This window comes from Pseudomonas sp. IB20 (assembly GCF_009707325.1).
Lineage (GTDB): Bacteria > Pseudomonadota > Gammaproteobacteria > Pseudomonadales > Pseudomonadaceae > Aquipseudomonas.
On the sequence record NZ_CP046103.1, the window covers coordinates 1,933,393 to 1,953,956 of the forward strand.

Sequence of the window (20,564 nt, forward strand, 5' to 3'; positions counted from 1 at the left end):
CTAAGGCCTTGCGCCGTCAAGCATCGGCTTGCGAAGAGCCACGGCCTTGGCCTGCGGCAGTCGCGCCGGAAACAGCCGCCGTGCCTCCAGCACATTCAGGCCCACCATCAACCAGAACAGCGACACCATCACCACGGCAAAACTGAAGTAGTGGTCAAACAAGCCGCTGACCAGCGCCGAGAGAATCCCGGCGGTGCTGCCCAGCCACAACGCGTTGTCCTTGGTCAGGCGGATTGGGCCTGGCTCCGGGCGCGCTTCACGCCACCAGCGCACGGTGACGGCGACAAACAGCAGCATGCCGACAATGCCGATCTTGTAGATGTAGTTCAGCCACAAGTTCGAGATCCCTAAAAAGTGCGTACCTGGCACCGGCGGGTCGACCTTGAAACCGATGCCGAACGGGTACGCCTCCACGGCCTGCGGGAACATGCGGTATTCGTCGAAACGGACTTCGGTACTGGCGTTGTCCGACGAAAAAATCGTTGCCAGGCGGTCCTGCAGCGGCGGGTAGGCCATCACCAGCGCCACCGTCAGTGCTGCGCCGATCATCAACAGGCGCCCGGTGTAGGGCACGCGGCGCGTGGCCATCCAGATCAGCACCAAGGCCAGGCTGACCATCGCGCCACGGCTACTGGCTAATAGCAACGCAGCGGCGCCCAGACAGGCCACGCTTAGGCCCAGTGCGCGTTTCCAACCTTGTTCGGTCATGCCGTAGCAGAACGCCAACGGCAGCAGCAGCGCCATGATCCCGCCGATGGCATTGGGGTGCATCCACGGCGAGCCCATGCGTGATGCCATTGCCTCCAGGCCGAATTTCAACATGTCGAAGTTGCCGTAATTGAACAGCGCCAGAATCGGCGCAATGCCGGCGCCCGAGCGGGTGCGCACAAACACCGCAATCGACAGCACCAGCATCGCGAGGCTGCCCAGCAGCAGGGCAATGACCAGGGATTCGCGCTGCTTTTGGTTCACCAGTAACTTGGCGGTCAGGAACACCCCCGACAGGTTCAGCAACCAGCGCAGCCAGTTGGCCACGCCGCTGCTGTCGGCGTGGATGGTGACTTGGCCGACGATAAACGGGAACACGCTGAACAGCATCAGCCACAACAGCATCTGGTCGGTGGGGCGGCGCGACAGGCTCGGCGTGTCGGGCAGTCGCGACAGAAAGCTGTGCCACAGCACCGCGCCCCAAGTCAGCGCGAGGATGGCTTCGCTCACCGTACTGCGGATGCCCAGGTTGAGCGTCGAATACGGCATAAACGTCGCGACCCCGGCAAACAGCAACAAGCCCCAGAGCGGGAAGCGCAGGATGGTCACAGCAGCGGCCAGGCCGATCAACGCGAGGAACGCCTTGGCCGGTGACAGCAGCAAGGCCAGGGCGCCAAACAGCAGGCCGAACAGGATCGCGACGAGGCTTGCCAGGGAGACTCTCATTTCAATTCCTCGATCAGTTCGGCCAGGCGTCGGCGATAAGCCTGATGGTTGAAACGTTGCGCCCACAGCCGGCATTGCTCAGGCGACTCTTGCGCGGGGCGCGCCACTAGGTCGAGCATCAACTGCATCAGCGCTGGACCGTCAGTGGGCGAGAAGCGCGGCGCTGAAGGCGGAGTGATTTCATCCAGCGAGGTGCCACTGGCGACGGCCACCGGCGTGCCGACGCTCAGGGCTTCAATCACCGGCAAGCCGAACCCTTCGGCATACGACGGCTGCCACAGGCGCGAGGCCTGGCGGTACAGCGCGTGCAGCTCGGCATCCGTCACACCGCTGAGGGCGCGAATGCCCGGCAGGTTGCGCTGCGCCTCGGGCAAATGCTCAAGGCTGCCCACTAGCACCAAGGCCGGCACGTCGGGTGACAGGCGCCGCGCTTGCTGCCAGGCGTCGACCAGAAATGGCACGTTCTTGCGCAGTTCGCGGGTGCCCACCAGCAGCCAGAACTGCTCGGGTAGGTTACGCGGCGTGAGGTCGGCCGCCAGTTCGACAAAACTGTCCACTTGATTGGGCAGCACCCGAATCTTGCCTGCTGCCTTGGGAAACAGCCGCGCGGTTTCTTCAAAGCTGTACTGCGAAGGCGTCCATACGCGGTCGGCGCTGTGCACCGCGTAGGCAATCGACAGCCGATCGCAGGTCTTGTAGATCAGCGCCTTCAAGCGGTTGGCGTGGTAGTTGTTCAAGGTGATCTGGAACAGGTCATGCAACAGCACCACGGTGCGCAAACCCTTGGGTTTGGGAGGCAGCGGCAGGCCCATATTGAAGGTGCTGATGTACAGGTCGATCTGTTGTTCACGCAATGCACGCGGCAAAAAACCGGCCTCGAAACGCAGGCGATTCTGCGGCTGATGCATTGCGGTTTTCGCACAACCCCAGGCCGGGCAGTGCGCCTGCAAGCGGGTTTCATCGCCCAGCGGCGCCACGGTAAATCGCTCAAGTTCAACCTGCGGCAAGGTACGCAAGGCAGCTTCCAGCGCGTACACCTGTCGGCTGATCCCCGAGTGCGGCGAGGTGCCGACGGTGCGGTAATCCAGGCCTATACGCATGCGGGCTCCTTTTGATTGAGCGGCGCAAGGCGCGCGTACACCTGCTCAAGCTGGCTGGCGGCGACACTCCAGTCATGAGCTCGGCGAACATAGGCGCGGCCCGCTTCGCCCATGGGCGCGGCGGCCTCGGGAAATTGCAGCAGGCGCACCACGGCATCCGCCAGGCTGTCGGCGGTTTGCCCGCCCAGATAGTCCAGGCCTTCGATCAGGTCCAAGCCCGACACGCCTTGCTCGGTACTCGCTAAGGGTAGCCCGGCGGCCAGCGCTTCGAGCACTTTCAATTTGGAGCCGCCGCCATGGCGCAGCGGCGCCAGAAACACCGAACAGCTCGATTGCAGGTTCAACAGGTTCGGCACAAACCCTTGCCATTCGATGCGCGGGTCTTTCCATCGCTCACGCCAACTGCCGGGCATGCCGAAGCCGCACACGCTCATGCGCGCGTCGGGGCAGCGCTCCCAGACTTTGGGCAGGATTTCATCCAGGGCCCACTCGATGGCGTCCACGTTGGGCGCGTATTCATAGTTGCCGAGGAACAACACGCGGCGCGTCGACGGGTCGGGGTGGGCGGCGGCGAAGTGATCGCAGTCCACGCCATTGACCACCACCGGCACCGGTTTACCGGCGATCGTTGCCAGCACCTGCGCATCGCCGTCGGTGACCGCCACCACCTGCGTGGCTTGGCGCATCACCCGGCGTTCCCAGCGCACATAGCGCCATTGATCGTAGCGAATGAACGGCAGCGCCCAGCGTGGCAGGCGGTCATAAGTGGCCGCGCCCAGCGCCGATTCAACGTTGTGTTCGGTCAGCACGAAAGGCTGGGATGTGCGCGCCAGCGCGTCTTCGTACGGCTGGAACGTGTAGCTGTGCTCGATCTGCACCACGTCCCAATGCTCCTTCAGCAATTGGTTGAAGGTGTCCTGCAGCGCCCCCGACAGACCATTCACGCTGGCCAGCAACGGGTAGGGCGCAAACAGCCCGGCCACCAGGGTTTTCAAGCTGCGCAGCGGGCGGCGCGGCAGGATGATCAGTTGTTCCAGGAACGCTTCCAGCACCTGGCAATCGGTCAGCGACACCGGGTGCTTGTCATGCAGCAGCAAGGTAATCCGATGCCCACGCGCGGCGAGGCTGCGCAGCAGGTGAAACTGGCGCGTCTTGCCGCCGATGGTGGCCGGCCAGGGCGAGTAAGGCAGGATCCATAAAATACGCATGGCGGGCTTCAATCCCATAACAAAATTTGCAGGTTCGACTTGACCGCGAGGGTCAGCCCGTTGGTGCCGCTCACCGGGGTTTGCGTGCCGCGCAGCGGGTCGTAGAGCGTGGCGCTGGCGAGGTTGGGCAAGTGCGCGTTACCGCCTTGGGCCGACCAGAAGAACCACAGTTTGTGGCCGTCGGCGCGGGTCCAACCGATGCTGAACAGGCCGTCGGGCAATTGGTCGGCGGTCGGCGGGTCGCCGGGCGTGAGCTGCGGGCCGCTGACGTCGAGGAAGTTCTTCAAGGCGGTATAGACCGGCTTGGGGTTGGCGTCGATGTCGAGCAAGCCATAGAACTGGTCGCGCACGCTGGCGCGCTGGTCGAGGTCGCTCAAGGTGAACAGGAAGATCCGGTCGTAATCCATTGCGCTCATCAACGCCACGCGGCGCACCACATAATCGGCCTGGCCCTGCAGGGTGATGAGGTCCTGGGCGTCTTTCGGCCCGGGGTAGGTCGACCAGCCCCACTCGGTGCTCCACAGCGTTTGCACGCCGGCGTTGCGCAGGGATTGGTTAAGCGCAGTGGTCTTGGCGATAAAGTCCAGGTTGGCCGGGTCGTTGCCTTCGGGCAGCTGCGTGTAAGGGTGGTAGGAAATCACCGTGTTAAGGCTGGCCACGCCGAGTGCGCCGAGGGCATCGAACAGGGTCTGGCCGTTGGGCATTTCGCTGAAGAATGCCATGCCGGCCGCCACCACCGGTTTGCTCGGGTTAACCGCGCGTAACGCGGCGGCCGTGGCTGTCAGCAAGTTGGCGTAGCCGGCCGGGTCGGCCACCGGGCGCCAGAAACCGAGCAAATTCGGTTCGTTCCACACCTGCCAGGCATTCACGCTGGGGTAGCGCTGCGACAACAGCGCCATGCGGTTGGCAAACACGTTCGGGTCCTTGGGCGGGTATTGGTCCTGATAGGGCGCACCGACCGGCGCGGTGGTGGCGAAGGGCGCCGAGCCCACCAGGTAGAACACCGACTTGAGCTGGTTGGTTTGCAGGTTGCCGACCAATTGATCAAGGGTCGCCACCTGATACTGGTTTTCCACCGGCTCAAGTTGATCCCAATGCAGGTCCAGGCGCACCCATTCCAGGCCCAAGGCCTTGAGGCGATTGATCTGCATCTGGTAGCGCTCGGGGCTGAACCACAGGAATTGCGCGTTAACCCCCAAAAAATCCTTCCACACCACCACCTTGTTGCCCTTGAGCACATGGCTCTCGGCGTCGGCCTGGCGGCCCCACATAAAGGCGGTCAGGCCAAGTGCGGCAACCACCGCAAGGATGGCGAGGAACGTGCGTTTACGCGCCATCAGGGGCTCCTGCAATTGCCTGCTCAAAGAGTTGCTTGAATTGCTGTGCGGTCAACGGCCACAGGCGTTCGCTGCCAATTTCCCCGGCACGTTCGGCCCAGTCGCGGGCCAATGTCGGCGTGCGCGCCAGGCGCAGCAGTTGTTCGCTCAGCGCCGCCACGTCGCCTTGGGGATAGATCGCGCCATTGCCGCTGGCGACTTCTTCGGCAAACGCCCGCGCATCCGAGGTAATCGCCCCGCGCCCGCACGCCGCAGCCCAGGACAGCGCGCCACTGGTGCCGCGCTGGCGCCCCAGCAGGCTGAGCTTTTTCGATTCGCGGTACGGCAGCACCATCACATGGTGCGCCTGGATCGTCTGTGCAATCTCGCTGGCCGGCAGGTTCAGCCGCCAGTCGATAACGCCCGCCAGGCCAAGTTCAGCGATCTGGCGGTTCAACTGCTCGAGGTAATTGCCGCCTGCGCCGAACGCCATTTCGGCGGCAGTGCCACCGGCCAGGGTCAGGCGCACACGGTCACGCAACTGGGGGGCTTGCTTGAAGGCATCGGCCAGGGCCTGCAGCAGGTCCTCAATGCCCTTGCCACGGTAGATAAAACCGAAATACAGCAGGTGCAAGGTGTCCAGCGAGGGTAATGGCGCGGGAGCAATCGCCAGGTTGGCGTGGTTGATCACCGCCACTTTGCCCGCCGGCAGTTGCATGCGCAGGCCTAGGCAATCGGCACCCAGGCGCGTGAGGGTGATCAGCCGCGTCAGGCCTTGGGCGACGTGGCGTTCTTCACGCAAGGTCAGCGGGTCGGCGAGCACCACCGCCGCTTGCGGCAGCGGGTTGGGCAAACGCTCCAGCAGGTTTAACGGGAAGGGCAGGTGCTCGCGGCGCCACACCATGCGTTCCGGGTCGTGCACCGTGGCGGTCAGCGGCAGCCGGGGGTAAGCCTTGCGCAGTTCGCGCAGGGCCAGGAACTCGCCCAATCGCCCGCCGCCCAGCTCGGCGTGGACCAGGTCCACGCTGTGCCAGTCGAACGCGGCGATGGCGTGCTTGATCGCTTGCGTCGTGCCTTGCACGCCACTCAACGGTGTCGCCACCGTCACGCCCAGCTGTTCCAAGGCCGTCTTGAAATGGTTCGCGTAGTCGGCGATCCCATTTTTCTCCGGCGGCAAAGGCGCGAGCAGGGCGATGTGCATCAAAACGCACCCCGGTATTTGGCGATGGTTTTAAGCACCTTGGCCGGCACTTCGAATCTGCGCCGGTTGATGATGATGCCGTCCACCTTGCCGAACGCGGTGTTGAGGATCGACAGCGCGTGTTCCACCACCGGCACCGTGCTTTTCTGCGCTTCCACTACCAAGGCGATCAGGTCGGCGCGGCGCAGGTTGATGAAGGCATCGCGGTTGTCCAGCAGCGCCGAGGCATCCAGTAGCACCACTTCGCCGCGGGCTGGCGGCTCGACGCCGCCGACCCGCACGGTGATGCCGTTTTCCTGCAGCAATTGACGCAGCTGTTCCACCACAAAGGTCACGCCTTCGCCGTGGCGCGCCGAGGTCAGCCCGAGGGTCAGGCCTTGTTCGGCCACGCGGTCCAATTGCAGCAAACTATACAGCCGGTAAATGCTCGCATTGAACGCGTTGGTACTCTGCGCGGTGCTGGTGTCCAGCTCCGGCAGTGTCGTCCACAGGGGCAAGCCGAACTTGCGCTCTACCAGCCCGCCGTCGTGAATGCGCTGGTCGAGCAGGTAGCACAGGTAGATCACCAGCAGGCCGACGACGATCGCGAACGGGATCGCCAACACCAGCATCACCAGGGTTTTGGGGAAGATGCGGCCTGGGTTCAAGGTGGCTTCTTCGATCACCGCGATGTTGCTGATTTGGCTGTTGTCCAGCTCACGGTCGATGCGCGATTTTTCCAGGTTGTCCACGTACAGCGCGTAGTTGCGCTCGGTGGCGCTCAGCTCACGGGCAAGGCGCGCCAGTTCCGGTTCGATCTCCAAGGCTTGCTTGCGCTGCGCTTCGAGGTTCACCAATTGCTTCTGCTGCTGCACCAACTGGGTACGCAAGGCCAGGTTGTTACTCGACTCATCCAGCAGCACGCGCTGCAAGTGGATTTCCAGGGTGTTCGGCGCACGGTTTTCCGAGCTTTGCACCGTGTTGCTTTCACCTGCAACCTGGGCCTGCATCGCCCGGATCGAGGCATCCAGGGCTTTGACCGGCGGCGCGTTGTCGGTGTAGGTGCGCATCATGTCGGCTTTTTCCAGCAGCTTCTGGTTGAGCAGGCGACGCAAATCTTGCTGCTGCGGGTTCAGCGCAATCTGGCGGACCGTGGTCACCTCCTTGGGCTGGGTCTTGAGCTGAGTGCGGGTGCTGTCCAGAGCGCTGTCGGAAGAGGCGATCAGGCGCGTGGTGTTGAACGTTTCGCCGCGCAGCACGTTGATGCGTTCGGACAAATCTTCCAGGCGATCGGTGATGCTTGCCGCGCCGATCTCATTTAAATGCTTGAGGATTTGCTCCTTATAGCGCTTGATCTCGGTGGCGCTGTTGGACACCTGGCCTTCATAGAAGGCGTAGAGGCTCTTGCGCCCCAAGGCCTGGGTGCGTTCGTTGATGTAGGTCTCGACCCAACTTTTGACCACCGCCTGGGCGATCTCCGGGTCGCCCCACTTGAAGCTGATATCCATCACCGTGGAGCCGGCGGCGTGGCTCACTTCGAAGTTCTTCTCCAGGCTCGCGGCCAGGCGTTCCACTGGGGTGGTTTTTTCAACGATGCCCACCGTTTCTAACACCACGCGCAGGCCGCCGAACACGGCGCCGACGCCACTTTTGACGTAGTACTTGGTGCGCTTCCAGAAGCCTTCCGGTGGCGGCATTTTGTCGATCGCTTCCAGGTAATGCTCGGCCACCGCACGCACGATGGGGCGCCCGGTCAGCAGGCGCTCCTCGTCGACAATCGGGTCACGCTGGGTGCTGGGCATGACCAGCGCCTGGCGGTTGCTGATCTCGATCGGCAAGGTCGAATCGCGCCCCGGCTTGACCAGCAGGCGCGCGGTGGATTCGTACTTGGCCGGCAGCAAAAAGGCCCCTAGCAAAATGATCACCAGCGCCGCGATGGCCGCCAGTTTGAACTCATGCCGGAAGATGAAGAACAGACGCAGAAGATCACGAAAAGAACGGATCTCGATCATGGGATGTCGCTCCTTTAGTTATTGCCGCCGCTGGTTCGGGTGTAGTTGTAGCCAACCCCAATGGACTTGGTGAACGGGATCAGTTGGTTCAAGTAGGTATCCACTCCTTGGATGCGCTCGCCCACATTGGATTTGGGCACGAACACCACGTCACCGCGTTGCAGGTGCACCGGTTTACGCCCGTTGGGGCCGGGCTTGAGGTATTGGCTGAAGTCCAGGAAGTAGGCGTGGTAGGCGCCTTGGGCATCTTCGCGCAACAACGCAACCATGCTGGCATTGCCCGATGGGTTCACCCCGCCGGCGCCGACAATCGCTTGCTCCAGGGTGTTGGCCGTGCCCAGTTGTACCGCCGTCGGGTTATTCACCGCGCCGCCGACGATCACCGAGTTGCCCGGTGCCTGGTTGATGTTCACCGTGACGCGTGGCTCGCGGTAAACCGGCGCGAGCTTTTTGCTTAGCTCGGTGGCCAGTTCCGATGGCTGGCGCCCGGCGACTTGGATCGGGCCCAGGAACGGGTAGTTGATCTTGCCGTCGGTCTGCACCGTGTACAGCGTCAGCTCGTAGATGGTGCTGACGTTGAACGCCGACAGCGTCGGCATCTCGCCGGCATCGCGCACGATGCGCAACTGGTCGCCGATGCGGATGCGTTCCACCGCCGGCGGCAACTGCGCCAACTGGTCGAGGGCGCGTTTGCCGTCCTCCACGGTCTGGTCATCCGGCGGGACGATGCGTGCCGGCGTATTGCAGGCGGCCAAGGCCAACATGGCCAAGAGGAGCACGGTTTTTTTCATCAAGGGGGACTTCCTGTAGGTCATGCTGCTCACCTCCAATAACCGGGGAACATGCTGATGCGCCGCTTGAGGGCGAGTGGGAGCCGGCGTTCCAGATGGCCCAGCCGATAGCCGAGCAACTTGAACGCGCTGCGCACCAGTACTTCGGGTACGCGGTGCAATGCACCGGCTGCGCGCAATGCCGCGAGCTCAGCCTGTACATAGCGTTTACCTTCACCGCCGGCATCGCCAAAGGCCTGGCGAATCCACGGCTCGCGGCCGTAAAACACGCCAATGTCGAAGTAGCGGTGAAACTCATCCATGAGTCGGTAATCGTGGGAGTGGTACACCCGCGCTGACGCGGCGTAGCGCACCTTGTAGCCGTCAAGCAGCAGGCGCGCAGCGACGTAGGCGTCTTCGCTGCCGATCACATCGGCGGGAAAACCGCCGACGGCCTGCAAGGCGCTGCGTCGGTACACGCAAAACGAGTCGGAGCTGAAGCAGGTCTTGATCCCCAACTGCGGCGCATCGGCCAGGCTCTTGCTGCGGCTGTGTTGCGGGTAGTTGAAGTGCCGTGATTGCGCACCCAGCACGCCGGCGCCGGGGTGCGGCAGTTGGCGGCCGTAGGCCACGCCGTTGAGCGGGTCTTGCTGCAATTCTTCGAGCAGGTTGGCGAAGGTCTCGGGGCTTTCGGGGATCGCGTCCTGGGTCATCACGATCAGCGCGTCACCGCTCACCTGTTCACTGGCCCAACGTCGTGTGCCGCCGTGGTTGAAATCGCGGGCGTTGATCACCTCGACCCGCGCGCCGAACTCTCGAAAGCGCGCCACGGTGTCATCGCTGGAGGCGCTGTCGACCACCAGCATTTCGTCCGGTAGCAGCGTCTGCATTTTCAGCGCGGGCAGCAATCGCGCCAGGTGGCTGGACGCGTTGCGGGTCGGGATGATCAGCGAGGTACGCATATCACTTTTTCACGTCGGCAGCGGGCGCACGCCCGTAAATGTCGTCAAAACGCACAATGTCGTCTTCGCCCAGGTACTCGCCGCTCTGCACCTCGATCATCACCAGGTCGATGATGCCGGGGTTGGTCAGGCGGTGTTTGTGCCCGGCCGGAATGTAGGTGGACTCGTTGGCGTTGATCAGGAATTCGCGCTCGCCATTGGTGATCTGTGCCGCGCCGCTGACCACCACCCAGTGCTCGCTGCGGTGGTGATGCATCTGCAATGACAGCGACGCCTGCGGCTTGACCACGATGCGCTTGATCTTGAAGCGGCTGCTTTCCTCCAGCACCGTGTAGGTGCCCCACGGCCGGGTTACGGTGCGGTGCAGGCTGTACGCCGGATGGTCCTGGCGCTTGAGTTCGGCAACGATGTAGCGCACATCCTGGCTGCGATTGGCGTCGGCGATCAGCAGCGCGTCAGGGGTATCGACAATGATCAGGTCGCGCACGCCGACAGCACCGAGGACACGCTTGGGCGAGTCGACGTAGCAGTTGTGCACGTCATGCAAAATCGCTTCGCCATTGACCTGGTTGCCATTGGCATCGCTGGGGGTGAGCTGGCGCAGCGCTTCCCAGGAACCGATGTCGCTCCAGCCGATGTCGCAGGGCACCACGGCAACTTGCTTGGACTTCTCCATCAGCGCCACGTCGATGGAAATATCCGGCGCAGCGCCAAAGCCTTCGGCGCTCAGTTCACGCTGGCGCGAGGTTTTATTCTGCAGGTTCTGGCTGTGTTCCAGCGCGGCTCTCGCGGCCGCGAGTACGTCGGGAGCATGAACGGCGAGTTCGTCCACCAAGGTGCTGGCCTTGAAGCAGAACATGCCGGCGTTCCACAGGTGTTTGCCACCGTCGAGGTAGCCTTGCGCGGTGGCCAGGTCGGGTTTCTCGACGAAGCGTTTGACGCGGTTGCCGGTGCCCAGCACGTCGCCTTTTTCGATATAGCCGAAGCCGGTTTCCGGGTGGTCGGGCTGGATGCCGAATGTCACCAGGTAGCCCGCTTCGGCCAGCTCACGGGCCTGGGTCACAGCGGCGGCGAACGCGGTTTCATCGCTGATCAAGTGGTCGGCAGGCATTACCAGCAGCTGCGCCTGATCGCCGAAATGCTCCTGCACATGCAGCGCCGCCACCGCGATGGCCGCCGCGGTGTTGCGCCCGAACGGCTCCAGCAACAGGTCCAACGGCAGGTGCGCCTTGTTGACCACGCGGTAGTCATCCAGGGTGCGAAACAGCAGGTCGCGGTTGGTCACCGTGAGCACACTTTCCACACCTGGCAGGCGCGCGGCGCGCTGGAAGGTCTTTTGCAACAGGCTCATGCCGTCACGCATGCGCATGAAGGGCTTGGGCATGTTCTGCCGCGACACTGGCCACAACCGTGTGCCCGAACCACCGGAAATAATGCAGGGAATCAAGCCGTTGAGGGCATTCATCAATAGACCTCCTTGGTGGAGAGGACGGCGGGGACCGTCATAAAGACGATGTACAAGTCAAACCACACCGACCATTTGGAGATGTACTCCAGGTCGTACTCGACGCGCTTCTGGATCTTGATCAGGGTGTCGGTCTCGCCTCGGTAGCCGTTGATCTGTGCCCAGCCGGTGATGCCCGGCTTGACCCGATGTCGCGAACTGTATTCGCTCACCGCGACTTCGAACGGGATACCGGCGGCCTTGGTCGCCGTGGCGTGGGGGCGTGGGCCGACCATCGACATATTGCCCAGCAGCACGTTGAACAGCTGCGGCAGTTCGTCGATGCTGGTTTTACGAATAATCCGGCCCACGCGGGTGATGCGCGGGTCTTTGCGGGTGGTTTGTTGCTCGGCGGTGAAGTCGCTCTGGTCGGTGAACATCGAGCGGAACTTGAACACGCGAATCTCGTTGTCGTTGTAGCCGAAGCGGTTCTGGCGAAACAGCACCGGGCCTTTAGAGTCGAGCTTGATCGCGATTGCCGTCGCCAGCATCACCGGTGACAGCGCCACCAGTGCCAAGCTGGCCAGCAGCACGTCTTCACAGCGCTTGATTACCGGCGACCACCCGCGCAGCGGCAACTGTGAGGTGTTGAACATCAGAATGCCGCCCACGTCGGTGATGCGGCTGTGGCCGTAGCGTAGGGCGGCCATGTCCGGGACCAGCATCACGTTTACCGACATCTGGCGCAGGCGATTGACCAGCCCGTGGATACGTTGCTCGGCAGCCCAGGGCAGGCAGATCATCACTTGGTTGACCTGCTCGGCGCGGATCAGTTTTTCCAGGTCGCGGGTGTTGCCCAGCAGCGGCAGGTTGCTCAGTTCCTTGGGAATGCGCTCGGTGCGGTCGTCGATAAAACCAATCAGGCCGGAGCGGATATCGCCGTTGCGTTGCAGGTGGTCGGCGACGTGCACGGCGGTGTCGGTGAAGCCCAGGATTACCGTACGTTGCAGGTATTTGCCCTTGCGCATCAGGTTGCGGTACAGGCGTAGCATCAACAGGCGCTCAAGGCAGAACAGCCCTAGGCTGGCGAAGTACCACGCGACCAGATTGCGCGGGGTCAATTGCGGGAAAAACAGCAGGATCTGGTACATGAACAGCAAGATGCAGAACGCCGCCGACCAGGCGACTATCTTGGCCCGCAGGCGCAGGCGATTACTGAACAGATCCTCGGAATAGATGCTCAGGGCCTGGAACAGAATAATGGTCAGAATCGCGAAAAACAGCAGCAAACCGAGGAAGTGAGAACGCAGTTCGGGGGCCATCGGGTCGAGGAAAAGCACCAGCACCAGTGGCGGCAAAATAGCCGTCAGGCCGTGGATCAATTTGACGAAAACAACAAAAAACTCAACAAATCCGGCGCGGGTCAGAAACAGGCTGTCGACTGACGACTTCTCTCGCATAAAACATCCCTCATTGCACTCCAGACTTCTGTTCGGCTTGCTTGAATACGCACAAGACGAACGACGGCTACTCTGGCTAAAACGCAACTGACCCTTCATCTGAAGCTATCCAAATGAATGTTTTACGTGGGCAGTGACTTAAGGAATGTTCCTTAGGATTGCTTTGTCGGTGGGTTGACGATGCTCTTGAGGTGGCGTGCTAGACACGTTAACTGGTATTTTTTGTGGCATTTTATTGACGTTCCTTGTTCGAGCACTCGGTGTTGGGGGTGTGTTTTTGAGTGTAGGAACCTGGCAGTGCCAAACTGCAGAAATGGGGCCTGGCGAGTGTGCTGATGCTGTTGGCCGCTAGGCTGATGCTGATGTCTCGGCCAGCCTGAGGCCGGCGAGCGGGCTCGCCACACGAAGCCCGCCAGCCACATTCATTGCATCACCCCAACCGCGCCGCCGCCCGTGCCACGATCTCGCCGCGCACCCGACGCGATTCCGCCGTGCGTTTCCTGGCTTCCTCCAGCACAGGCTCGGGCGCGGTGTGCGGGCTGCCCGAATCGAACGGCGGCGCCGGCGCGTATTCAATCTGCAACTGCACCAGTTGCGCGGCGGCCTCGCTGTACAGCTCTGCCGCCAGGGTCAGGGCAAAGTCGATGCCGGCGGTGATGCCGCCACCGGTGAACAAGTTGCCGTCACGCACCACACGCGCCTGCACCGGGATCGCGCCGAGCGGGGCGAGCAGGTCGTGGTAGGCCCAGTGAGTGGTGGCCTTGCGACCGCGCAGCAAACCCGCAGCCCCCAGTACCAGCGAACCGGTGCACACCGACGTCACGTAGCGTGCGGTTTGGGCCTGGGCCTTGAGGAAGTCCAGGGTTTGCGGGTCCTCCATCAACTCGCCTACGCCTGCACCTCCGGGCACGCAAATCACATCCAGGCGCGGGCAGTCGGCATAAGTCATGGTCGGGGTAAACACCATGCCGGTGCTGGACGTGACCGGCGCCAGGTCTTTCCACACCAGGTGCAGCTTCACATCCGGCAGCGAACCCAGCACGTCATAGGGGCCGGTGAGGTCCAGTTGCTGAATGCCGGGGAACAACAGAAAGCCGATCTGCAGGGTCATGAGTGAAGCTCCGATAAAGGGGTGGACGGCTTCACTCTAGCGGCCTAGGCTTTGGCGTATGCGCTATTGAGCCCACAGATTACGCCAATCATGACCCGGACTATTCACGTACTCGCTTTCAATAATGTCCAGGTGCTTGACGTCACCGGGCCGTTGCAGGTGTTCGCCACCACCAATGACTTGGCGCGCCAGCGCGGCCTGCCGTTGCCTTACGCGGTGTCGGTGATTGCCGCGCAGGCAGAACCCGTGATGACCTCCGCCGGCCTGGCACTGGTGGCTGAGGCGCTGCCCGCAGCCGACACGCCTTGCGACACCTTGGTGATCGCGGGCGGCTGGGGTGTGTACGGCGCTGCCGAAGACGTGGAGTTGGTCGATTGGGTGAAGCAAAAAGCCCAGCACACCCGGCGGATGACCTCGGTGTGTACCGGCGCTTTTCTGCTCGCCGCCAGTGGCTTGCTCGACGGCTGTCGCGTAGCCACTCACTGGACCCGCTGCGAAGAACTGGCGCGCAGGTTCCCGTCGCTGACCGTGGAATCCAACCCTATTTTCATCCAGCAAGGCTCGGTGTGGACCTCCGCCGGCGTGACGGCCGGCATCGACCTGTGCCTGGCCCTGGTGGAAGAAGACCTGGGCCGCGCCGTGGCCCTGGAGGCGGCGCGGCACTTGGTGGTATTCCTTAAACGGCCAGGCGGTCAATCGCAATTCAGCGTGGCCTTGTCCCTGCAAAAGGGCGACAGCCGCTTCGCTGATTTGCACGCCTGGATGGCTGACAACCTCACCCTCGACCTGAACATTCCTACGCTGGCCGCCCAGGCCGGTATGAGCGAACGCAGTTTCGTGCGCCACTACCGCGCCGAAACCGGCCAGACCCCGGCGCGGGCGGTGGAGTTGATCCGCGTGGAAACCGCGCGCCGGCAGTTGGCTGACAGCACAGCGTCGATCAAACGCATCGCCGTGCAGTGCGGGTTCGGCTGTGAAGAGACCCTGCGGCGCAGTTTCCTGCGCGCCCTGGACGTCACGCCCCAGGCCTACCGTGAGCGCTTCTACGACCCGGCTTGAACGAAAACGTGCACATTTGTATCAAGGTGCTATGTCGGCGTGATGACCTTGCGCCGTGGGTGGTCCCCTAAGCGCCGCTAACATTCACGTCAGGCTATGTCGGCGTGATGACCTTGCGCCGTGGGTGGTCCCCTAAGCGCCGCTAACATTCACGCGCGGTCCAGCAACTCGCAGATCGCCGCGAGGGTCGCCTGCGGCGCTTCCTGAGGAATGTTGTGACCCACCCCCGGCAAAACGTCGCGCCGATAAAAGCCAATGAAGTGTTCCACATCGTCATCCTCCACCGGGGCCGGGCCCACGCCATCATCGGCGCCGCAGAGTGAAATCGTCGGCACCGAAATCGGCGGTTGCGCTACCAGCGCCTGCTCGATGGCTTCCACTGCCGGGTCGCCCGGCGCGTACATGAAGCGGTGGCGATATGAGTGGATCACCACCTCGACAAAATCCGGGTTATCAAACGACGGCGCCGTGCGGCCATACAGCCCCGGCCCCTCGGCCCAGGTCGGCGACCACAGCTGCCACAGCAACTCACACAACTCACGGCGATTGGCAGTCAAACCGTCTACACCGCGCTGGGTGTGAAAGTAGAACTGATACCACAAGCGATGCTCTGTCTCGGGCGCGTGAGGCTCGAGCGACTTGGCAATGTCCTGGATGTTATAGCCGTCCCCGGTTACCAACCCACGCACTCGCTGCGGCCACAACGCGGCGACGATACACGCGGCGCGGCCCCCCCAGTCGTAACCGGCGAGCGTGGCCTGCGGGATGCCCAGGGCATCCATGAAATCCAACAGATCCTTGGCCAACACCGCCTGTTGACCGGAGCGCATCACCTGCTCATTGATAAACCGCGTAGGGCCATAACCCCGCAGGTACGGCACCAACACCCGGCAGCCACGCTCAGCCAGGTGCGGTGCGATGTCATCGTAGGCACGCGGGTCGTAAGGGAAGCCGTGCAGCAGGATCACCGGTTCACCGTCTTCTGGGCCATGGGCTTCGTAGGCTACTTCGAGCAGGGGCGTACGCACAGACAGCAGTGGGGCGGAAATGGTCATGATGGGCTCCTCGAAGCCGGCCAAAAGTGCTTGAACTCTAGTCAAATGCTGTGACGGGGTCACGGGGTCGCAGGCAATTGAATCTCATTACTTTCAGGTAGAGATTGGCGGCTTTAGAGCTGTTTTTTTGCTTCTACCCCTCAGGCCTCCTCAGGGTTGCCAGGTGGTCTTCGTGCCACTGAGCTTACGGTCCAAAAACGTTGCCGCGCTGATCAACGCTAAATGGCTCAGCGCCTGGGGCGTATTGCCCAAGTGATGCGCCTGGTTATCGAACTCTTCGGCATACAGCCCCAACGGATTGGCGTATCGCAACAGTTGTTCAAATTCCAAGTGCGCCTTTTCCACTTGCCCAGCGCGGGCGAGGCATTCGACGTACCAGAACGAACAGGCAGCAAACGCGCCTTCGGTGCCTTGCAAACCGTCGATCTGGCTGTCGTCGTTGCGGTAGCGGTAGACCATGCCGTCACGCACCAGGCTTTTCTGAATCGCCGCAAGCGTCGACAGCCAGCGCGGGTCGGTAGCCGCAACGAAGCGCACCAGCGGCATCAACAGCATCGAACCGTCGAGTGCGGTGCTGCCGATATGCTGCACAAAGTGCCCGCGTTCTTCGTTCCAAAAGTTACTCCAGATATCCGCATAGATCGCCTGACGCGTCTGGTCCCACCGCGCGAACGGAGCGGGCAGCGAGCGCTTGGAAGCCAGGCGGATTGCGCGGTCCAGCGCCACCCAGCACATCAGCCTCGAATGCAGGAAGTGATGCTCCTCGCCGCGCATTTCCCAGATGCCCACGTCCTTGCTGTTCCAGATCTCGCAGACCTGATCAGCCACTTCCACCGTGTGTTTCCAACCTTCGTGGGAGATGGCTTCACCGTATTTATTGACCAGGTACACCGCATCCATCAGCTCGCCGTAGATATCCAGCTGGATCTGGTCGAAGGCCTCATTGCCGATACGTACTGGCTTGGCACCACCGTGGCCGCTGAAGTGATCAAGCGTGGTTTCGGGCAGTTCCTGGCGGCCGTCGATGCCGTAGAGAATGTTGATTTTGGTCGGCTGGCCGCAGCAGTCGCTGACGCGGCCTTTGAGCCAGCGCATGTAAGCATTGGCTTCTTCGATGAAGCCCAGGCGCATGAATGCATAGACCGTGAACGAGGCGTCGCGGATCCAGGTGTAGCGGTAATCCCAATTGCGCTCGCCGCCAGGGGTTTCCGGCAGGCCGAAGGTGGCGGCGGCGATGATTGCGCCGTGTTTGCGTGAGGTCAAAAGCTTCAGCGCCAGGGCCGAGCGGTTAACCATTTCGCGCCAGCGCCCACGGTAATTCGATTGTGCGATCCAGCCGCGCCAGAACTTCAATGTGTGTGCCAATGCCAAATCGGTGCAGCCGCTGTTGACCCGTGGATCATCTTGGCCGCCGAGGACGAACTCGGCGCCTTCTTCCTGGGCCAGGGTGAAACTGGCCACGGCGGCATCGGCTTCGATCTGCATTGCGTGGCTGCTCGCCAAGCGCAGGCCGGGCTGGCCGTCGGCGGCGAAATAGACCATGCCGTCGTCGATACTGGCTTGGGTCGGCGTGCGCGCGTAGTCGTGGCGTACGGCGCAGCGCAGATGGATTGTGGCTGTGCCGCTGACTACTCGTACGCGACGAATCAGCAGCGGCAAATCATCAATCTCTTCACTGATGACCAGCAGGTCGGTGATTTCGACCACCGCCTCATCGCTTAGCCAACGGGTTTGCAGCACGTTGGTGTCGGGCAGGTAGATTTGTTCACGGCGGGCGTTTTTCAGGTCGGGTGTGAGCTGGAAAACACCGGCCTCGGGCGTGTCGAGCAGCGAGCAGAAGATCGACGGGCTGTCGAATTCCGGCCAGCAGAAAAAGTCGATACTGCCGCGGTCATTGACCAATGCCGCACTGCGCATATCGCCAATAATGCCGTGGGCATCGATGGCGCTCTGCTGTTCATTTTTAAAATCAACCATTGCCACGAAACTCCGGATAAAGGCTCATGCCACCATCAATAAACAGGGTGCTGCCCACCACATAGTCGGAGGCATCACTGGCCAGCCACACCACCGCGTTCGCCACGTCTTCCACGTCGCCGACGCGGCCATAGGGAATCAACTTCAACAGCTCTTTTTCTGCCGCGCCTTCGGTGGCCGCACGGTTGATCGCCGTACGAATCGCGCCGGGCGCAATGCCGTTGATGCGGATACGCTGCTCGCTGACTTCCTGGGCGAGGGTGCGCATCAACATCTCCACACCGCCTTTGGAGGCGGCGTAATTCACATGCCCGGCCCAAGGGATGATTTGGTGCACTGAGCTCATGTGAATGATTTTGCCGGCGGCGCGCGACACGCCATCGCGCACGCCCTGGCGATTGAAAATGCGCACGGCGGCGCGGGCACACAGGAACTGGCCGGTGAGGTTGACGCCGATCACCGTGTTCCAGTCGTCGAGGGTCATGTCGACCAGGTTGGCGTCTTTTTGCAGGCCGGAGTTGGCCACCAGAATGTCCAGATGCCCGAAGGCATCGAGGGTCTGGGCGAACAGGCGTTCAACGTCGGCCTCTTGGGACACATCGCCGCCGATGGCAATTGCACGGCCGCCGTTGGCGTTGATCTGCGCAGCGAGGGCTTCGGCCGGCGCCGCCTGGGAGTTGTAATTGAGTACCACCGCCGCACCGGCCTCGGCCAACGCTTGGGCGGCGCCTGCGCCGATACCGGAACTGGCGCCGGTGACCAGGGCCACTTGTTGCTGCAAGGAGATCTGCATTGCCCACCCACCGTTTTAAGAGAGTCTTTGCAGCTGACTGGCGGCGCGTGGCGGAAGTTCACCAGTGGGAAGTCCAAGGCGCGGCGACGGGAAGCAATTGCTCCACTTAATAGGAAGCATTACTATTCACGCCCCCGCCTCCCCAGTGCTCACGCAATGATCCCTCAGCCGCCCCGTAGAACAGGCTTTTTCGAGCATTACGAAGAGTTGATCGGCACCTGGACACGCCGCCTGAGAAACCGTCAGCAGGCTGAAGACCTGGCCCACGACACCTTCGTGCGAGTGCTTGAGTCGCGTTCGAGCGAGGTTGAGCAACCACGCGCCTATCTGCATCAAACAGCGCGCAACATCGCCGTTGATGCCTACCGGCGCGAAGACCGGCGTGAGGCGCTGGCGCTGGAGACCTTTGACCAGCGTTCGCCCCACAGCGGCGACCCGGAGCATTTTATGCACGCGATCCAGTTGGCGGACTCCATCGAGCGGGCCTTGGCCGAGCTGCCGCTTAACTGTCGCAAGATATTTATCTGGCAGAAAATCGAAGGCCTCACCCAGCAGGAAATCGCCGTGCGCCTGGGCCTGTCTAAAAACATGGTTGAAAAGTATATGATCCGCACCTTGCGGCATCTGCGTGACCGTCTGGATGCGCTGGCCCCATGACCCGCTTTGATGAAACAGGACCTTCCATGATGGATAGCCGTGCTCGCGACGAAGCCGCGCAATGGTTTGTACGCTTGCAAGACGCCGAGCTGAACATCGAAGAGCGCCGGCGTTTCGACGCATGGCGCGCAGAACGGCCTGAGCACCAATATGAATTCGACGTGCTGCAAGGGGTGTGGAACGCCACCGACTTGTTGCCCAAGGCCCGTTTGCAGGCCTTGTGTGATGCGCCGGTGGAGCGGCCCATGCGCCGTACCATTGTGCGTTATGCAGTCGCCGCAAGCGTGGTGGCTATCGCCTTGGGCCTGGGTTTGTTCAGCGGCCTTGATCATCCAAAAGCTTACAACGCCGAGTTCAGTACGCGCTTGGGGGAGCACCGCCAGGTGGCTTTGCCCGACGGTTCGGTGATGGACCTCAACAGCCGCAGCGTGGTCGCAGTGCATTACGAAAAAGGCCGGCGCGGCGTGGAGCTCAAGCAGGGCGAAGCGATGTTCAGCGTCGAGCATGACGCCAGTCGACCCTTTGTCGTCGCCGCCGGGGCAGGGCAGGTGACAGTTACCGGTACGCGCTTTGATGTGCGCCGCGATGATGATCAGACCCGTGTGGTGGTCGAGGCTGGCACGGTCAAGGTCCAGGGGCGTGCATCGGACCGGATCGTCACGCTTACGGCGGGCCGAGGCACGCAAGTCGATGCCGTGGGGCAAGTGGCTGCGGCGTACGCGGTGAATACCGATGAGTTGACCGCCTGGCGCAGCGGCAAGCTGGTGTTCAACAACGCCAGCCTTGGCGAAGTGGCCCGCGAAGTGTCGCGCTACCGCGAGCAACCGTTGCGGGTCAGTACCGCTGCGGTGAGCAGCCTGCGCTTGACCAGTGTGTTCAAATCCAGCGACACCGACGCCTTGCTCAAAGCCTTGCCGCACATCCTGCCGGTCGCCTTGCGTACCTTGCCGGACGGCAGCCAGGAAATTATTTCACGCTGAGGTTCAGGTTTTTTTCGAGTTCTTCGTCTTCTCTTGCAACTGCAAC

17 protein-coding genes are annotated in these 20,564 nt (G+C 62.2%); 3 read left to right on the top strand and 14 right to left on the bottom strand.

Annotation, left to right across the window (positions count from 1 at the left end; translation table 11 throughout):
• The 11 genes from GJU48_RS09065 to inhA all read right to left on the bottom strand — a co-directional run bounded on the left by GJU48_RS09065 (position 1) and on the right by inhA (position 13,997).
• Positions 1 to 1,434 (bottom strand): O-antigen ligase family protein, encoded by a 1,434-nt coding sequence (locus GJU48_RS09065; RefSeq protein WP_094951197.1) that lies wholly within the window; start codon positions 1,432 to 1,434, stop codon positions 1 to 3.
• Complete coding sequence (locus GJU48_RS09070) at positions 1,431 to 2,534, bottom strand: glycosyltransferase family 4 protein (protein ID WP_094951198.1); 1,104 nt, start codon at positions 2,532 to 2,534, stop codon at positions 1,431 to 1,433. Before GJU48_RS09070 ends, GJU48_RS09065 begins: the two co-directional genes overlap by 4 nt.
• Complete coding sequence (locus tag GJU48_RS09075) at positions 2,525 to 3,742, bottom strand: glycosyltransferase family 4 protein (protein WP_094951199.1); 1,218 nt, start codon at positions 3,740 to 3,742, stop codon at positions 2,525 to 2,527. The genes GJU48_RS09070 and GJU48_RS09075 overlap by 10 nt, the downstream gene beginning before the upstream one ends.
• An 8-nt stretch (positions 3,743 to 3,750) precedes the next feature.
• On the bottom strand, positions 3,751 to 5,079 hold the full coding sequence (locus tag GJU48_RS09080) for a GH39 family glycosyl hydrolase (protein WP_094951200.1): 1,329 nt from the start codon (positions 5,077 to 5,079) through the stop codon (positions 3,751 to 3,753).
• Complete coding sequence (locus tag GJU48_RS09085; RefSeq protein WP_094951201.1) at positions 5,069 to 6,259, bottom strand: glycosyltransferase; 1,191 nt, start codon at positions 6,257 to 6,259, stop codon at positions 5,069 to 5,071. The genes GJU48_RS09080 and GJU48_RS09085 overlap by 11 nt, the downstream gene beginning before the upstream one ends.
• Positions 6,259 to 8,250: a GumC family protein gene (locus GJU48_RS09090; protein ID WP_094951202.1), complete on the bottom strand. Its 1,992-nt coding sequence runs from the start codon at positions 8,248 to 8,250 to the stop codon at positions 6,259 to 6,261. Before GJU48_RS09090 ends, GJU48_RS09085 begins: the two co-directional genes overlap by 1 nt.
• Positions 8,251 to 8,264: 14 nt before the next feature.
• Positions 8,265 to 9,041, bottom strand: coding sequence for a polysaccharide biosynthesis/export family protein (locus tag GJU48_RS09095; RefSeq protein WP_094951203.1), 777 nt, complete (start codon positions 9,039 to 9,041; stop codon positions 8,265 to 8,267).
• Between the two features lie 29 nt (positions 9,042 to 9,070).
• Positions 9,071 to 9,982 (bottom strand): glycosyltransferase family 2 protein, encoded by a 912-nt coding sequence (locus GJU48_RS09100; protein ID WP_094951204.1) that lies wholly within the window; start codon positions 9,980 to 9,982, stop codon positions 9,071 to 9,073.
• 1 nt (position 9,983) lies between these two features.
• Positions 9,984 to 11,447 carry a mannose-1-phosphate guanylyltransferase/mannose-6-phosphate isomerase gene (locus GJU48_RS09105; RefSeq protein ID WP_094951205.1) on the bottom strand — a complete coding sequence of 488 codons (1,464 nt, stop codon included), beginning with the start codon at positions 11,445 to 11,447 and terminating at the stop codon, positions 9,984 to 9,986.
• A complete protein-coding gene (locus GJU48_RS09110; protein ID WP_094951206.1) occupies positions 11,447 to 12,886 on the bottom strand; it encodes an undecaprenyl-phosphate glucose phosphotransferase in 1,440 nt (479 codons plus the stop codon). The genes GJU48_RS09105 and GJU48_RS09110 overlap by 1 nt, the downstream gene beginning before the upstream one ends.
• 430 nt (positions 12,887 to 13,316) lie before the next feature.
• Complete coding sequence (inhA, locus tag GJU48_RS09115; protein WP_094951208.1) at positions 13,317 to 13,997, bottom strand: isonitrile hydratase; 681 nt, start codon at positions 13,995 to 13,997, stop codon at positions 13,317 to 13,319.
• A 90-nt stretch (positions 13,998 to 14,087) separates the two neighbouring features.
• On the opposite strand from inhA, the gene GJU48_RS09120 reads away from it, so the two are divergent.
• Entirely contained in the window at positions 14,088 to 15,056 is a 969-nt protein-coding gene (locus tag GJU48_RS09120) for a GlxA family transcriptional regulator (protein ID WP_094951209.1), read from the top strand.
• Positions 15,057 to 15,205: 149 nt separating this feature from the next.
• Here GJU48_RS09120 and GJU48_RS09125 read toward each other — a convergent pair whose 3' ends face one another.
• From GJU48_RS09125 to GJU48_RS09135, 3 genes are all read right to left on the bottom strand, one after another.
• Positions 15,206 to 16,111, bottom strand: coding sequence for an alpha/beta fold hydrolase (locus tag GJU48_RS09125; RefSeq protein WP_094951210.1), 906 nt, complete (start codon positions 16,109 to 16,111; stop codon positions 15,206 to 15,208).
• A gap of 150 nt (positions 16,112 to 16,261) precedes the next feature.
• A complete protein-coding gene (locus GJU48_RS09130) occupies positions 16,262 to 18,088 on the bottom strand; it encodes a glycoside hydrolase family 15 protein (RefSeq protein WP_094951213.1) in 1,827 nt (608 codons plus the stop codon).
• The gene (locus tag GJU48_RS09135; protein WP_094951214.1) at positions 18,081 to 18,881 is read right to left on the bottom strand and encodes a glucose 1-dehydrogenase; all 801 of its coding nucleotides are present in this window, start codon (positions 18,879 to 18,881) and stop codon (positions 18,081 to 18,083) included. Before GJU48_RS09135 ends, GJU48_RS09130 begins: the two co-directional genes overlap by 8 nt.
• Before the next feature lie 156 nt (positions 18,882 to 19,037).
• Here GJU48_RS09135 and GJU48_RS09140 point away from each other — a divergent pair, with 156 nt between their 5' ends.
• Positions 19,038 to 19,538 carry a sigma-70 family RNA polymerase sigma factor gene (locus GJU48_RS09140; protein WP_094951215.1) on the top strand — a complete coding sequence of 167 codons (501 nt, stop codon included), beginning with the start codon at positions 19,038 to 19,040 and terminating at the stop codon, positions 19,536 to 19,538.
• Positions 19,539 to 19,564: 26 nt separating this feature from the next.
• Positions 19,565 to 20,518 (top strand): FecR family protein, encoded by a 954-nt coding sequence (locus GJU48_RS09145; RefSeq protein ID WP_094951216.1) that lies wholly within the window; start codon positions 19,565 to 19,567, stop codon positions 20,516 to 20,518.
• Positions 20,519 to 20,564: the final 46 nt, after the last annotated feature.

Coding starts and splice junctions, on each gene's coding strand:
- GJU48_RS09070 (WP_094951198.1), bottom strand. CDS start 2,534: ATGCGTATAGGCCTGGATTACCGCACCGTCGGCACCTCGCCGCACTCG.
- GJU48_RS09125 (WP_094951210.1), bottom strand. CDS start 16,111: ATGACCATTTCCGCCCCACTGCTGTCTGTGCGTACGCCCCTGCTCGAA.
- GJU48_RS09080 (WP_094951200.1), bottom strand. CDS start 5,079: ATGGCGCGTAAACGCACGTTCCTCGCCATCCTTGCGGTGGTTGCCGCA.
- GJU48_RS09110 (WP_094951206.1), bottom strand. CDS start 12,886: ATGCGAGAGAAGTCGTCAGTCGACAGCCTGTTTCTGACCCGCGCCGGA.
- GJU48_RS09095 (WP_094951203.1), bottom strand. CDS start 9,041: ATGAAAAAAACCGTGCTCCTCTTGGCCATGTTGGCCTTGGCCGCCTGC.
- GJU48_RS09085 (WP_094951201.1), bottom strand. CDS start 6,259: ATGCACATCGCCCTGCTCGCGCCTTTGCCGCCGGAGAAAAATGGGATC.
- GJU48_RS09105 (WP_094951205.1), bottom strand. CDS start 11,447: ATGAATGCCCTCAACGGCTTGATTCCCTGCATTATTTCCGGTGGTTCG.
- GJU48_RS09140 (WP_094951215.1), top strand. CDS start 19,038: ATGATCCCTCAGCCGCCCCGTAGAACAGGCTTTTTCGAGCATTACGAA.
- GJU48_RS09120 (WP_094951209.1), top strand. CDS start 14,088: ATGACCCGGACTATTCACGTACTCGCTTTCAATAATGTCCAGGTGCTT.
- GJU48_RS09075 (WP_094951199.1), bottom strand. CDS start 3,742: ATGCGTATTTTATGGATCCTGCCTTACTCGCCCTGGCCGGCCACCATC.
- GJU48_RS09135 (WP_094951214.1), bottom strand. CDS start 18,881: ATGCAGATCTCCTTGCAGCAACAAGTGGCCCTGGTCACCGGCGCCAGT.
- GJU48_RS09065 (WP_094951197.1), bottom strand. CDS start 1,434: ATGAGAGTCTCCCTGGCAAGCCTCGTCGCGATCCTGTTCGGCCTGCTG.
- inhA (WP_094951208.1), bottom strand. CDS start 13,997: ATGACCCTGCAGATCGGCTTTCTGTTGTTCCCCGGCATTCAGCAACTG.
- GJU48_RS09130 (WP_094951213.1), bottom strand. CDS start 18,088: ATGGTTGATTTTAAAAATGAACAGCAGAGCGCCATCGATGCCCACGGC.
- GJU48_RS09090 (WP_094951202.1), bottom strand. CDS start 8,250: ATGATCGAGATCCGTTCTTTTCGTGATCTTCTGCGTCTGTTCTTCATC.
- GJU48_RS09145 (WP_094951216.1), top strand. CDS start 19,565: ATGATGGATAGCCGTGCTCGCGACGAAGCCGCGCAATGGTTTGTACGC.
- GJU48_RS09100 (WP_094951204.1), bottom strand. CDS start 9,982: ATGCGTACCTCGCTGATCATCCCGACCCGCAACGCGTCCAGCCACCTG.